Below are 14,917 nucleotides of genomic sequence, written 5' to 3'. Positions count from 1 at the left end.
GGAAGCCGCGCGTGCCCCTGTCCGTTGACCCCATTGTGTACCAACTCAGGCCGCCCGGTGGGCTTGTCGCGGCGCCGGTTCGCCCGCACAATGGTGGGCGATCAGGCCTTCAGGTACTCGGCCCGGTCCCCCAGCCAGCGCTGCACGTGGCGCTGCGCCAGCCCGGCATGACGCGCCAGCATCTCAGGCGCCAGTGCGCGCGCCCACTCCAGCAGCAGCACATCGGTGGCCAGGTCGGCAAAACGCAGCAGCGCGTCGCCGGACTGGCGCGCGCCCAGGAATTCGCCGGGGCCGCGGATCTCCAGATCGCGCCGGGCGATCTCGAAGCCGTCGGGCGTTTCCGCCATGGCCTTCAGTCGCGCCCGCGCCGTTTCGCCCAGCCGGGCACCCTCGCCGCGCGCATACAGCAGCACGCAGGCCGAGGCCGCCGCGCCGCGCCCCACCCGGCCACGCAGCTGGTGCAGTTGGCTCAGGCCGAAGCGCTCGGCATGCTCGATCACCATCAGCGAGGCGTTGGGCACGTCCACCCCGACCTCGATCACCGTGGTGCTGACCAGCACGCCCATGCGGCCGGCGACGAACTCGGCCATCACCGCGCGTTTGTCAGCCACCGGCATGCGCGAGTGCAGCAGGCCCACGCTGATGCCCGGCAGCGCGGCCTGCAGGGCCTCGTGCGTCTGCGTGGCGTTGACCAGGTCCACCGCCTCGCTCTCCTCGATCAGCGGGCACACCCAGTACACCTGGCGCCCCTGCGCCAACTGGGCGCGTATGCGCTGCACCACCTCCTCGCGCCGCTCATCCGCCACCAGCTTGGTCACCACCGGGCTGCGGCCGGGCGGCAGCTCGTCCAGGGTGGAGACATCCAGGTCGGCGTAGTAGCTCATGGCCAGGGTGCGCGGTATGGGGGTGGCGCTCATCATCAGCAGGTGCGGCTCCAGGTCGCCAGTGGCCATCTTGTCGCGCAGCGCCAGGCGCTGGGCGACGCCGAAACGGTGCTGCTCGTCGATCACCGCCAGCGCCAGGCTCTTGAAGACAACCTGCTGCTGGATCACCGCATGGGTGCCCACCACCAGCCCCGCCTCGCCAGAGGCGATCAGCGCCAGCATGGCGGCGCGCTCTTTCTTCTTCTGGCTGCCGGTCAACCAGGCCACGCGCACGCCCAGCGGCTCCAGCCAGCCCACCAGCTTGACGAAGTGCTGGCCGGCCAGGATTTCGGTCGGTGCCATCAGCGCGCACTGGTGGCCGGCGTCCATGCACAGGGCTGCCGCCAGCGCGGCCACCACCGTCTTGCCCGAGCCCACGTCGCCCTGCAACAGGCGGTGCATGGGTACCGGGCGCGCCATGTCGGCGGCAATCTCGTCCCCCACGCGCTGTTGCGCGCCGGTCAAATGGAAGGGCAGCGCCTGCATCAACCGGTGGTGCAGTGAGCCTTCCCCCGTGCGGGTGGTCAGCCGGGGCGAGCGCAGCTTGTCGCGCGCCTGCTTGGCCTGCAATTGCGACAGCTGCTGGGCCAGCAATTCTTCGCTCTTCAGCCGCAGCCAGGCCGGGTGGCTGCGGTCTGCCAGCGCATCCAGCGACACATCCGGCGTCGGGTGGTGCAGAAACTGCAGGGCCTGCTGCAACGACCACCACGGCGGCAGGCCCGGCGGCGGCGCAGTGCCCGGCGGCAGGGTGTCGGACAGTTCGGCGCGCGCCAGGCCGCTTTGCACTGCCTTGCGCAGGTAAGCCTGGGGCAGCGCCGCCACCGTGGGGTAGACCGGCGTCAGTGCCTGCGGCAACTCGCCGCCGGCGGCCTTGCAGGCCGGATGCAGCATGGTCCAGCCCAGCAGGCCGCCCTTGAGCTCGCCGCGCGCGCGCACGCGCACCCCCAGCGCCCAAGCCTTTTGCTGCGACGGGTAGAAATTGAAAAACCGCAACTGACACGTGTCCGAGCCGTCGTCCAGCGTGACCAGCAACTGGCGGCGCGGGCGGTAGACCACCTCATTGGTGGTCACCACGCCCTCAATCTGCACCTCGTCACCCGGCCGGGCATCGCGCAGCCGGGTGATGCGGGTTTCGTCCTCGTAGCGCAGCGGCAGGTGCAGCGCCAGGTCGATGTCGCGCCGCAGGCCCAGCTTCAGCATCGCCTTTTGCGGCGGGCTCAGGGTGTTGGCGGGCGGCTGCGCTTTGTCGGGCATGGGCCGATTTTGCCTTGTTGTACCAATACGCCAGATTGGCGCCAACACGGGTTGTTGCGAGGCGGCCTGGCGGGGTTTGGGGGTATCCTGACCCCGATGTTCAAGCGAATCGGCGTTGGCGATCTGGTGCTGGGGATGCACATCAAGGAGTTCTGCGGCTCCTGGCTGGACCACCCGTTCTGGCGCAACAGCTTCCTGTTGACCGAACCCGGTGATCTGGCGCAGATACGCGCCAGCAAGATCAAGGAGGTCTGGATAGACACCTCCAAGGGGCTGGACGTGCCGGCGGCCCATGCACCGGTGGCGCAGCTGGCCACGGCCGCCGAGGTGGCGGCCGACGTGCAGGCCAGCAACACCCCCGCGCGCGACCTCGACCGGGTGGAAGCCTCGGTAGAGCTGTTTCGGGCCAACAAGATACGCGCGCAATCCAAGGCGGCGGTGCAGTCCATCTTCGAAGAGGCGCGCATGGGCCGCTCGGTGGACGTGTCGGGCGCGCAGCAGCTGGTGCAGGAGATTTCGGACTCGGTCACGCGCAATGCCGGCGCGCTGATCAGCCTGGCCCGCCTGAAGTCGGCCGACGAGTACACCTATATGCATTCGGTCACCGTGTGCGCGTTGATGGTGGCGCTGGCCCGCCAATTGAACCTGGACGACGCCCAAGTGCGCCTGGCGGGCATGGGCGGCTTGCTGCACGACATCGGCAAGGCGGCGGTGCCGCTGGAGATCCTGAACAAGCCCGGCACGCTGACGCTGGCCGAGTTCGAGATCGTCAAGCGGCATCCGCGCGACGGCTGGCAGATGCTGGTGGACAGCGGCGTGACCGAGCCGACGGCGCTGAACGTGTGCCTGCAGCACCACGAAAAAGTCAATGGCAGCGGCTACCCGCAGACGCTGCCGGAAGGCCAGATCGACCTGTTTGCCAAGATGGCCTCGGTGTGCGACGTCTACGACGCCATCACCTCCAACCGGCCGTACAAGGTGGGCTGGGACCCGGCGGTGTCGCTGCAACGCATGGCGGAATGGGCACCGGGGCGCTTCGATCCCCAGATCTTCCAGGCTTTTGTCAAAAGCATAGGCATCTACCCCACCGGCTCGCTGGTGCGTCTGGCTTCGGGCCGGCTGGGTGTGGTGACGGAGCAGTCCAGCGGCTCGCTGACGGCGCCCATCGTCAAGGTGTTCTTTTCGGTCAAGTCCGACATGCGCACCATGCCGGAGCTGGTCGATTTGTCCAAGCCGGCCACGCAAGACAAGATCGTGCAGCGCGAGGACCCGCTGGATTGGAATTTCCCGGACCTGAACGAGTTGTGGTCGGGTATTGCCGGGCCTCCTTGAGCCCTGCTCGGGCGACTCGGTCTCTGGCTGCCGACGCCACTGGGGCGCGTGGCTACGCGGATGTCCCCCGGGCCTGCGGCCCTCCTCCTTGATTCCGCTCCGCCACGCGCCCCAGCGACATCGGACTCGTTGACACGCGCAACGCTGAAAAGCCGACATGCCAACCAATGCAGGCGCCATGCGACAATAGCGCCCTTCATTTCATGGCACGGGCCGGTACAGCCCTCAGGAAACAGCATGCGCACCTTCACGCTGAGCGACTTCGATTTTTCGCTCCCCCCCGAACTGATTGCCCAGCACCCCGCAGCCGAGCGCAGCGCCTCGCGCCTGCTGGATGGCCGCGCCGCGCCGCCCGTGGACCGTATCTTCCGCGAGCTGCCAGGGTTGTTGAGCCCAGGCGACTTGCTGGTGTTCAACGACACGCAGGTGGTCAAGGCCCGCATCTATGGTGAAAAGTCCAGCGGCGGCAAGGTGGAGCTGCTGATCGAGCGCGTGCTGAACGAGGCGGTCGACCAAGCCGGCGCGCACGACGTGGTGGCGCACATGCGGGTCAGCAAGAAGCCGCTGGTGGGTGGTGTGCTGCACATGGCCGGGGGCGCCACACAGGGTGGGTTTGACGCCACACTGATGGGCCGCTGGCCGGATGAGGACGGGCCGTTGTTCCGCCTGCGGCTGCACAACCCCGCCGGCGACAACCCCTATACGCTGATGGAGCGCCACGGCCATGTGCCGCTGCCGCACTACATAGACCACCCGGATTCGGCCGAGGATGCGCAGCGCTACCAGACGGTGTTCGCCCGCGTGCCCGGCGCCGTGGCGGCGCCTACCGCCGCGCTGCATTTCGACGCTGGCGTACTCGCCGCGCTGGAGGCGCACGGCGTGCAGCGCGCCAGCGTGACACTGCATGTGGGTGCCGGCACCTTCCAGCCGGTGAAGACCGAGAACATCGCCGAACACCGCATGCACAGCGAATGGTATGAGGTGCCCCAGGCCACGCAGGATGCCATCGCCCAGACGCGCGCGCGTGACGGCCGGGTTGTGGCGGTGGGCACCACCAGCGTGCGCACGCTGGAATCCTGGGCGCGCAGCGGCCTGGCCCAGGGCGACACCAACATCTTCATCACCCCCGGCTTTCAATTCCAGGTGGTGGACCTGCTGCTGACCAATTTCCACCTGCCCAAGTCGTCACTGATGATGCTGGTCAGCGCCTTTGCGGGCTACGACCACATCATGGCGTTGTACCGCCACGCGATAGCGCAGCGCTACCGCTTCTTCAGCTATGGCGACGCCATGCTGCTCCAGCGCACACCCCGCACCCCTTTGGATTGACCCCATCATGCTGAACTTTGAATTGCTCTCCACCGACCCCACCAGCCACGCGCGCCGTGGCCGCCTGACGCTGAACCACGGGGTGGTGGAAACCCCGGTGTTCATGCCGGTGGGGACCTATGGCACCGTCAAGGGCGTGATGCCGGCCTCGCTGCACGACATGGGCGCGCAGATCATCCTGGGCAACACCTTCCACCTGTGGATGCGACCGGGGCTGGACGTGATGCAGCAGTTCGGCGGCCTGCACAAGTTCGAGTGCTGGGACAAGCCCATCCTGACCGACAGCGGCGGCTTCCAGGTCTGGTCGCTGGGCGAGATGCGCAAGATTTCCGAGGAAGGCGTGCGCTTTGCCTCGCCGGTGAACGGCGACAAGCTGTTCCTGACGCCCGAGATCTCCATGCAGATCCAGACCACGCTGAATTCCGACATCGTGATGCAGTTCGACGAATGCACGCCTTATGTGTCGGTGGAGCCCAAGACCAAGGGCCAGATCACCACCGAGCGCGAGGCCAAGCTGTCGATGGAGCTGAGCCTGCGCTGGGCCAAGCGCTGCCAGGACGAGTTTGCGCGTTTGCAGAACCCGAATGCGCTGTTTGGCATTGTGCAGGGTGGCATGCATGAAGCGCTGCGCGACGCCTCGCTGGCCGGGCTCAATGCGCTGGACCTGCCCGGCATCGCCGTGGGCGGCCTGAGCGTGGGTGAGCCCAAGGAAGACATGATGCGGGTGCTGCAGCACATCGGCCCCAAACTGCCCGCCCACAAGCCGCATTACCTGATGGGCGTGGGCACGCCGGAAGACCTGGTGGCCGGCGTGCAGAACGGCATCGACATGTTCGACTGCGTGATGCCCACCCGCAACGCCCGCAACGGCCACCTGTTCACCCGCTTTGGCGACCTGAAAATCCGCAACGCCCGCCACAAGGCCGACCCGCGGCCGCTGGACGAGACCTGCACCTGCTACACCTGCAAGGGCAGCACGGTGAACGGCCAGGCCACCGGCGGTTTCAGCCGCGCCTACCTGCACCACCTGGACCGCTGCGGCGAGATGCTGGGCCCGATGCTGGCCAGCATCCACAACCTGCACTACTACCTGAACCTGATGCGTGAGATCCGCGCTGCGTTGGACGCCGGGCAGTTGGGTGAATTCGTGCGCCAGTTCCACGCCGACCGCGCACGCGGGGTCTAACCGTACGCCGTACCGCCAGCGGCGGCGCAGCAACCCGGCGGACAAGGGCGTGAGGCAAGCGGGAAAAGGGGGTAAAAAGGGCCTGCTACCCCGGCCAAATGTCATGTTCAAGCCGGGGGGCTTGAATTAGACTGAAACATGGCACCCACGCCATTGCGACCCATGCTGCAGCAACCCTCTTTCCCTTCATGCCCGGCGGACCCACAAGCCGTCCGGCCAGCCCTGTCATGGGTCTGATTTATTCCGTTTTGAGCCCGGCGCGCATCGCCAGCCTTTCCACGGCGGCGGTGCAGAGCATCTCTGTCGACGAATGGGCCACCTTTGGCAGCGCGCAGATCGCGGCCTTGACGGCGACGCAGATTCCCACCGTCAGCGCCACAGCCTTCAGCACCTGGAGCACCGACCAGGTGCGCGCGCTGTCGTCGGCGCAGATTGGCAGCCTGAGTGGCGACCAGATCGCCGCCCTGCAGATCAACCAGTTGGCGGCCCTGAGCACTGCGCAGATCAGGGGGCTGACGCCGACGCAATTCACCGCACTCAGCACCGACGACCTGGTGGCCCTGAGCACCAGCCAGTGGGGGGCGGTGCCCACGGCGGACGTCCAGGCCCTGTCGCCCGACCAGTTCGCGGTCATCGAAACCGCCGACATCCGGGCGCTGACCACTGGCCAGATTGCCAGCCTGACGCCCATGGAAGTGGCGGCGATGACGTTGCCGCAGGTGCAGGCGCTGACCAGCGCGCAGTTTGCCGTGCTCAACAGCGACCAGCTGGCCGCACTCAGCACCGACAATGTGGGCGCGCTGAGCACGGCGGTGTTCGCGGCGCTGAACACCCGCACCATCTCGCTGCTCAGCCCGACGCAGATCGCCGCGCTGGACACCGCCCACGTGGCCGCGTTGACCACCCGGCAGATCCAGGTGCTCAGCAGTGACCAGTTCTCTGCGTTGAGCACCGCCGCCCTGGTGGCGATGAGCACCGCCCAATGGGCCGCGGTGACCACCGCCGACATCGCAGCGCTGACGTCAGACAAGATCCCCAGCCTGGAGACCGCCGACCTGCGCGCGCTCACCACCGCGCAGGTCGTCAGCCTGAGCAGCAGCGACATCGCCGCGCTCAACACCACCCAGGTGCAGGCGCTGACCACGCGGCAGATCCAGGTGCTGGGCAGCGATCAGTTCGTCGCGCTCAGCACCGCCAACCTGGTGGCCATGACCACGGCCCAATGGGCGGTGGTGAGCACCACCGACATCGCGGCGCTGACGTCAGACAAGATCCCCAGCCTGGAGACCGCCGACATACGCGCGCTCACCACCACGCAGATCACCAGCCTGAGCACGGACGACATCGCGGCGCTGACCACCCTGCAGCTGCAGGCGCTGACCACCGCGCAATACAAGGCGCTGACCAGCGACCAGCTGGCGGCACTGGGCACCGACAACTTCGCCACGCTGAGCACCACCGCGTTCGCCCAGCTCAGCACCACCACCATTGCCGGCCTGAGCACCGCGCAACTGGCCGCGCTGGACACCGCCCACATCGCGGCCATGACCACCGCGCAGGTGCGCGCGCTGAGCAGCGACCAGTTCGCCTCGCTGAGCACTGCCGACCTGGTGGCGATGACCACCACCCAGTGGTCGGCTGTCACCACCGGCGACCTGCTGGCGCTGAGCACCGCGCAGATCAGCGCCATCGAGACCAGCGACATCCGCGCGCTGACCACCGCGCAAGTGGTGAGCCTGGGCACCGACGACATCGCCGCGTTGACCACGGCCCAGATACAGGCGCTGAGCACCGCACAGTTCAGGACGCTGACAGCGGCCCAATTGGCGGCGCTGACGTCCGCCGACATAGCGGCGCTGACCACCAACACCTTCGCGCTGCTGAGCACCACCACCGTCGCCGGCCTGGCCACCGGCCAGATCGCCGCGCTGGACACCGCCCACATGGCGGCCATGACCACGGCACAGATACGCGCGTTGACCAGCGACCAGTTTGCCGCCATCCCCAGCGCCAACCTGGTGGCCATGACCACTGCCCAGTGGGCTGCCGTGCCGGTGGCCGACCTGCAGGCGCTGAGCACCGACCAGTTCACCGTCATCGAAACCGCCGACCTGCGCGCGCTGACCACGGCACAGATCGCCGGCCTGACCACGGCCGACATCGCCAACATGACCACGGCGCAACTGCAGGCGCTGAGCACAGCGCAGTTCAGAGCGCTGACGGCGGCCCAGCTGGCGGCGCTGACGCCGGCCGAGATCGCCAACCTGAGCACCGGCACCTTCGCGCTGCTCAGCACCGACACCATCGCCGTGCTTAGCCCGGCGCAGATCAGCGCGCTGGACAGCGCCCACATGGCGGCCATGACCACGGCGCAGGTGCGCGCGCTGACCAGTGACCAGTTCTCCGTCATCCCCAGCGCCAACCTGGTGGCCATGACCACGGCCCAGTGGGCTGCCGTCAGCACGACCGACCTGCAGGCGCTGACCTCGGCCCAGTTCACCAGCGTGGAGACGGCCGACCTGCGCGCGCTGACCACCGCCCAGATCGCCAGCCTGGCCACCGACGACATCGCCGCCATCACGGTGGCACAACTGCAGGCGCTGACCACCGCGCAGTTCAAGGCACTGAGCTCGGCCCAACTGGCGGCGCTGGGCACCGACAACATCGCCGCGCTCAGCACGCAGGCCTTTGCGTTGCTGAGCACCAGCACCATCGCCTCGCTCAGCCCCGGGCAGATCGCCACGCTGGACACCGCCCACATGGCGGCCATGACGACCGCGCAGGTACGCGCGCTCACCACCGACCAGTTCTCCGTGCTGGGCACCGACAACCTGGTGGCCATGACCGCCACCCAATGGGCGGCGGTAACCACCGCCGACCTGCAGGCGCTGAGCACCGACCAGTTCACCGCCATAGAGACCACCGACATACGCGCGCTGACCACCGCGCAGGTCGCGGGCCTGAGCACCGACGAAGTGGCGGCGCTGACGTCGGCCCAACTGCAAGCGCTGAGCACGGCGCAGTTCCGCGCCTTCACCACCGCCGAGCTGGCGGCGTTGGCCACCGACGCGCTGCTGTCCCTGAGCACGGCCACCTTCGCCACACTGGGTACCACCACCATCGCCGGGCTGAGCACGACCCAGATCGCGGCGCTGGACACCGCCCATGTGGCGGGCATGACCACGGCCCAGGTGGCGGCGCTGACCAGCAGCCAGTTTTCAACGCTGAACACCGACGACCTGGTGGCCCTGAGCACAGCCCAATGGGCCGTGGTAACCACCGCCGACCTGCGCGCGCTCTCCACCGACCAATTCACCGCCATCGTCACCAACGACCTGCGCGCGCTGACCACGGCCCAGATCGCCAGCCTGTCCACCACCCATGTCGCCGCGTTGACACCAGCGCAGGCGGCGGCACTGAGCACCGCGCAAGTGCGCACACTGGGTCCGGGCCAGCTCGCCGCGCTCAGCACCGACGATGTGGTGGCCATGACCACCGGCCAGTGGGCGGCAATGTCGACAGCGGCGATTCAGGTGCTGAGCACCGACCAGTTCACCAGCATGGAGACGGCCGACCTGCGCGCGCTGACCACCGCGCAGGTGTCCGTCATCAACACCGCCGACATCGCCGCGCTCACCGCCAGCCAGTTGCAGGCCCTGACCAGCGCGCAGTTCCGCGCGCTCACCGGCGCGCAGCTCTCGGCGTTGGCCAGCGACGCCATCCTCTCATTGAGTACGGCGGTATTTGCCTCGTTGACCACGGCAGCCATCGCCAGCCTGAGCACCGACCAGATCGCCGCGCTGGACACCGCCCATGTGGCGGCGATGACCACCACCCAGGTCCAGGCCCTGTCCACCGGCCAGTTCACCACGTTGAACAGCGCTGATCTGGTGGCCATGAGCACCGCGCAATGGGTGGCGGTGACCACCAGCGACATCCGCGCGTTGACGGCGGGCCAGTTCACCACGATGGAAACCGCAGACTTGCGCGCGCTGACCAGCGCCCAGTTCATTGCGCTGACCACCGACAACCTGGCCGTGCTGACGCCGCAGCAGGCGCCGGCGCTGACCACGGCACAAATCAGGGCACTTGCCAGCGACGCCTTTGCGGCGCTGAGCACCGACGCGCTGGTGGCACTGACCACCGCGCAATGGAGTGCCGTGCCCACCGCCGACCTGAAGGCGCTCAGCACCGACCAGGTGGCGGCCATGGAAACGGCCGACTTCCGCGCGCTCACCACGGCCCAGATCGCCAGCCTGGACACCGCCCACATCGCCGCGCTGGACACGGCCCATGTCGCCGCCATGAGCACGGCACAGATTCGCGCGCTCAGCACCGACCAGATTGACGACCTGAGCACCGCAGCCATCATGGCGCTGAGCACCGCGCAGTGGGCGGCCATCACCACCACTGACTTCCGCGCGCTGACCACCGAACAGATCTCGGTCATCAGCATTGCCGACATCCAGGCCACCACCACCGCCCAGATGTTCGCGCTGAACACCGCCCAGATACCGGCACTGACCACCGACCAAGTGGTGGCGCTGAGCGTCAGCCAGTTGACCAGCATGGACATGAGCCATGTGACGTCCTTCACCAGCCCGCAGATCAATGTGATGAACAGCGCCCAGATCAACGCCGTCATCAACAGCCCGCTGGTGCTGGATCTGAACGGCGACGGCGTGCACACCACGGCGGCGGCCAGCAATGGCGTCCACTTCGACCTCAACGCCACCGGCACGGCCGGCCACACAGGCTGGGTGGCGCCGGGCGACGGACTGCTGGTGCGCGACCTGAACCACGATGGCCTCATCAACAACGGGCGCGAGCTGTTCGGCACCGCCACGCTGGTCAGCGGCCAGCTGGCGCGCAATGGCTTCGATGCCCTGGCCGCGCTGGACAGCAACCACGATGGCCAGATCAGCAACCGCGACGCCAATTTCACCGAGCTGAAGGTCTGGGCGGACCGCAACCAGAACGGCCAATCTGACGCCGGTGAACTGGTCAGCATGGACCAGCTGGGCATCGTGGCGCTGAACCTGGCCCCGCAGGTGGGCACCGAAGTCGAAAACGGCAATCTGCTGGGCCTGATCTCTTCCTACACCACCCAGGATGGCAAGGTGCATGAGCTGGTTGACGTGTGGTTCGGCAAGGGCAACACGCCGGGCAGCGGCGCCGACGGCGCCACACCAGATGCCAGCGCCAGCTCGACTGGCGCTACCGCGCAGGGCGGGGACCACGCGCTACCCGCCAACAGCGCTGATGTGCTGGCCGGCCCGCCAGCCCCGTTGCTGACGCATGATCCCGCGGCTAGCGCAGTGCCTGTGCACGCGGGCGGGTTGCTGCACCACGGCCCGTCAACAGGCCACTTGTCACGCACGCTGGACGAGGAGCGGCAGCCGCCGCTGATCTGAACTTACAAGCCGCGCACCTGCACCGGCACCAGCCGGTTGACGGTGGTGCCATCGCCCAGCTCGCCAGCGCCGTTGGAGCCCCAGGCCCACAGCGTGCCGTCGGCCTTGATGGCCAGCGAATGGGTGTCACCGGCGGCGATGGCGACAAAACCGGTGCCCAACAGCACCGGGCTGAGCTGGTTGCTGCCGCTGCCGTCGCCGACCGCGCCCAGGCTGTTGTCGCCCCAGGCCCACAGGCTGCCGTCGGCCTTCAGTGCCAGCGTGTGACGCAGACCGGCGGCCACCATCTTGTAGCCCGGCCCCAGGTTCATCCAATAGGAAATGGCCACGGTATGGCCCAGGCCCAGCTGGCCAGCGCTGTTGTCGCCACAGCCATAGAGGTCACCATTGGCGGCGACGGCAAACCCGTTGTTGCCACTGGATGCGGTGCTGGCATAGGCCGTGCCAATCAGCAGCGGCGCGGCCTGCGGCGCGGCGGCGGCCTGCGGGTCGCAAGATTGGGTGGCGGTGGTGTAGCCGCCCCACACCAGCAGGCCACCGTTGCTGTCCACGCCCACGGCATTGCCCGCGCCCACGGACACGTTGGCGAAATTGCTGCCCACCTGCAGCGGCGTGGTCTGGCTGGTGGCGTTCTTGCCGTCGCCCAGGTAGCCCTTGCCCCAGGCCCACAGGCTGTTGTCGGTCTTCACTGCCATGGCGCTGCTGGCACCGATGGCCACCACCTTGAAACCCGTGCCCACTTTCACCGGCGCATGGCGCTCGGCCACGGTGGCGTCGCCCAGCAGTGCGCCACCCAGGCCCCAGCTCCACAGCGTGTTGTCGCTGCGCACTGCCAGCGTGTTGGTGGCGCTGGAGGCCACCGCGATGTAGTCCGTACCCACCTGCACCGGCGCATTGCGCGGCAACACCGAGCCGTCGCCCAGCTGGCCCTTGGCGTTCGCCCCCCAGGCCCACAGCGTGCCATCTGAGCGCAGCGCGAACGAGGTGTTGCTGCCGCCGGCGACACCGGTGATGGTGGTGGCCGGCACCGGCGGCGCACTGCTGGTCAGGAAGGTCAGCGCGGCGGTGTTGGCAGAACAGCCACTGCTGTTGCAGGCCTGCACCATCCAGCTGTACTGGGTGGAGGGCGTCAGGTCCAGCGTCAGGCTGTTGGCGGTGACGGACTGGCGGTTGACCGCGCCGGTGGCCGTGGTGGTCACCAGCACCGTGTACGAAGCGGCACCCGGCATGGCATCCCAGCCAAAGCTGATGCTGGAGGTGGCCTGCAGCGGGTAGGTGCCGGGGTCACCCGGCACCGGGTTGGTGGGCACGCCAGGCAGCGCCGGGGCCGCTTGGGTGTTGAAGAATGCGGCGCTGGAAGCGGGGGAACAGCCGTCGGCATTGCAGGCCGAGACAGTCCAGCTGTATTGCTTGGACGCGGCATTGGTCAGGTTCACGGCCAGCGCGTTGGTGCTGCTGCTGCTGTCCACCGCCAGCGTGTTGCTGGCCAGATCGCGCACCGCCACCTTGTACGAGGTGGCGCCGCTGACCGCGCTCCAGCTCAGCTGGCCCGACCAACCCAGCAATGTGGGGTACGGCGCCACGAGCGTGCCCGGCGCCAGGTTGACCGGCGCCGTCAGCGTGGTGGGCGTGGGCGGTGGCGTGGTGGGGCCGGAACTGCCGCCCCCGCCACCGCCGCCACAGGCGGCCATACCGCAGGCCATTCCCACCAGGACACCCACCCGCAGCACCCATTGCCAGACAACCGAAGCCATGCCTCTCCTACCGCCAAAAATAGGCGCATTTTGCACACAGGCCATTATTTCACCCGGCGACGGCCCCAAGCCCGCGTAATGCGGGTGGGCGAAGCCGGATTTCGCTGCTTTGGAGGGTCAGCGCGCCGTGGCGACGGCCGCTGCGTGGGCCACCATCGGTGCGGCGGCCAGTCGCACCTGGTTGCGACCGCATTCCTTGGCCACGTACATGGCCTGGTCGGAAGCGGCCGACAGGCTGATGTCGTCCGTGCCATGGTCGGGGTAGACGGCCACGCCGCTGCTGGAAGAGATACTGGCCACGTGCCCGCCTTCGAGCTCGAAGGGCTGGTTCAGCGCATGGCGAATCTTTTCGGCCACCAGCAAGGCATCGTCCTGGTTGTCCACATGCGGTAGCAGCACCACGAATTCATCACCGCCTATGCGGCCCACGGTGTCGGATTCGCGCACGCAAGCCTGCATGCGCCTGGCCACCTCTTTCAGCAGCAGGTCGCCCACGGCGTGCCCCAAGGTGTCGTTGACCGGTTTGAACTTGTCCAGATCGAGGTACATCATGGCCAGTTTGGCGCGGTCGCGCCGCGCCTGCGCCAGCGCCTGGTTCAGTCGGTCCGAGAACAGCGAGCGGTTGGGCAGGCCAGTCAGCACATCGTGCTGCGCCAGTTGCTTGAAACGGTGCTCGCTGGCACGCAGCTCACTGGTCATTTCACCCGCCAGCGAGCGGGCACGCATGCGGCTGGTGGCCAGGTTCCAGGTCAGCAGCGTCAACAGCAGGCTCAGGGAGATGCCGGCCACGGCAATGAACTGCAGGCGGTCGGTGCTGCCAGCTTGCTCCAGCGCCGGCACGAACTGCACCTGCAAGGTCCAGGTGCGCCCGCCGATCTGCATGTACTCGGTGGCCGAGGTGAACACTTCGCCGCCGCTGGCATGGCGCATGCCGTCGTACATCAGCGCGTCGGGGCTGGACTGCACGCCATCGTGGATGCGAAAACCGGTCTGCATGGCGCGCTCGCCGTACAGGCTGGCCATCAGGTCGCTGATACGAAACGGCGCCGCCACCCACCCCACCAGCGCCGCGCGGCGCTGTGCCACGCTGTCGTGCGCCAGACCCTTGCCGTACAGCGGCAGGAACATCCAGAAACCATATTGGCCATCACCCGGGCCATCGGGGGCTATTTTCAGCTTGGCGGTGATGGCGGGAGCGCCGGAATCGCGTGCCTTGTCCAGCACCACGCGGTACTGCGGCTCGGCCAGCAAATCCAGGCCCAGCAGGCGCTGGGTGCGCGTGCCGGCGGGCTCCAGCTGCACCAGCGGCGCGTACTGGGCGCGCTCGCCGGTGGGACGGATGTCGTAGCCGGCCAAACCCTGCTGGCGCTGTGCCGCCACGTGCGCGCTTCTTTGCGCGCCGTTCAGCAGCGGCACCAGGCCCACGCCGTCTATGCCGGAAAAATCCGCGCCCAACTGCAAGGCGTCCACATAGGTCAGGAATTCGGCACGCTCAACCCGCTCACTGGCGGCATACAGGCCCTGCACGCCGCGCAGCATCTGCTGGTAGGCGGCCATCTGCTGCTCGATGCGGCTGCTCAGCTCGCGCAGGTTGAAGTCGGCCTTGGCCTGCATGGCGTGCTGCATCTCTTCGCGCTCGTGCTGCCACATCCAGGCGGTCACGCCCAGCGACACCAACAGGATGAACAGCGCCAGCGCTTGATGACGAAACCAGGTCACACGGTG

7 protein-coding genes are annotated in these 14,917 nt (G+C 67.9%); 4 read left to right on the top strand and 3 right to left on the bottom strand.

What is annotated here, in order from left to right; translation table 11 throughout:
- Nucleotides 1–101: 101 nt before the first annotated feature.
- Nucleotides 102–2,177 (bottom strand): ATP-dependent DNA helicase RecG, encoded by a 2,076-nt coding sequence (gene recG / locus AC1DX2_RS13110; RefSeq protein ID WP_477196803.1) that lies wholly within the window; start codon nucleotides 2,175–2,177, stop codon nucleotides 102–104.
- Between the two features lie 96 nt (nucleotides 2,178–2,273).
- Between recG and AC1DX2_RS13105 the strand changes: the two genes are divergently transcribed.
- The 4 genes from AC1DX2_RS13105 to AC1DX2_RS13090 all read left to right on the top strand — a co-directional run bounded on the left by AC1DX2_RS13105 (nucleotide 2,274) and on the right by AC1DX2_RS13090 (nucleotide 11,438).
- Nucleotides 2,274–3,509 carry an HD-GYP domain-containing protein gene (locus tag AC1DX2_RS13105; RefSeq protein ID WP_477196802.1) on the top strand — a complete coding sequence of 412 codons (1,236 nt, stop codon included), beginning with the start codon at nucleotides 2,274–2,276 and terminating at the stop codon, nucleotides 3,507–3,509.
- 237 nt (nucleotides 3,510–3,746) lie between these two features.
- Nucleotides 3,747–4,838 (top strand): tRNA preQ1(34) S-adenosylmethionine ribosyltransferase-isomerase QueA, encoded by a 1,092-nt coding sequence (gene queA, locus AC1DX2_RS13100; RefSeq protein WP_477196801.1) that lies wholly within the window; start codon nucleotides 3,747–3,749, stop codon nucleotides 4,836–4,838.
- A 7-nt stretch (nucleotides 4,839–4,845) separates the two neighbouring features.
- The gene (gene tgt / locus AC1DX2_RS13095) at nucleotides 4,846–6,024 is read left to right on the top strand and encodes a tRNA guanosine(34) transglycosylase Tgt (RefSeq protein WP_477196800.1); all 1,179 of its coding nucleotides are present in this window, start codon (nucleotides 4,846–4,848) and stop codon (nucleotides 6,022–6,024) included.
- 227 nt (nucleotides 6,025–6,251) lie between these two features.
- Nucleotides 6,252–11,438 (top strand): heme utilization protein, encoded by a 5,187-nt coding sequence (locus AC1DX2_RS13090; RefSeq protein WP_477196799.1) that lies wholly within the window; start codon nucleotides 6,252–6,254, stop codon nucleotides 11,436–11,438.
- Nucleotides 11,439–11,440: 2 nt separating this feature from the next.
- Here the strand turns inward: AC1DX2_RS13090 and AC1DX2_RS13085 are convergent, their stop codons facing one another.
- Nucleotides 11,441–13,192: a hypothetical protein gene (locus AC1DX2_RS13085; protein WP_477196798.1), complete on the bottom strand. Its 1,752-nt coding sequence runs from the start codon at nucleotides 13,190–13,192 to the stop codon at nucleotides 11,441–11,443.
- 117 nt (nucleotides 13,193–13,309) lie between these two features.
- Nucleotides 13,310–14,911, bottom strand: coding sequence for a CHASE domain-containing protein (locus tag AC1DX2_RS13080; RefSeq protein ID WP_477196797.1), 1,602 nt, complete (start codon nucleotides 14,909–14,911; stop codon nucleotides 13,310–13,312).
- Nucleotides 14,912–14,917 lie beyond the last annotated feature (6 nt).

This window comes from Hylemonella sp. P2_B10, from assembly GCF_056404875.1.
This window is presented reverse-complemented; position numbering and strand designations above follow the sequence as displayed.

Bases quoted from the DNA above. Each gene is read 5' to 3' on its own strand.
- recG (WP_477196803.1), bottom strand. From the start codon at position 2,177: ATGCCCGACAAAGCGCAGCCGCCCGCCAACACCCTGAGCCCGCCGCAA.
- AC1DX2_RS13105 (WP_477196802.1), top strand. From the start codon at position 2,274: ATGTTCAAGCGAATCGGCGTTGGCGATCTGGTGCTGGGGATGCACATC.
- queA (WP_477196801.1), top strand. From the start codon at position 3,747: ATGCGCACCTTCACGCTGAGCGACTTCGATTTTTCGCTCCCCCCCGAA.
- tgt (WP_477196800.1), top strand. From the start codon at position 4,846: ATGCTGAACTTTGAATTGCTCTCCACCGACCCCACCAGCCACGCGCGC.
- AC1DX2_RS13090 (WP_477196799.1), top strand. From the start codon at position 6,252: ATGGGTCTGATTTATTCCGTTTTGAGCCCGGCGCGCATCGCCAGCCTT.
- AC1DX2_RS13085 (WP_477196798.1), bottom strand. From the start codon at position 13,192: ATGGCTTCGGTTGTCTGGCAATGGGTGCTGCGGGTGGGTGTCCTGGTG.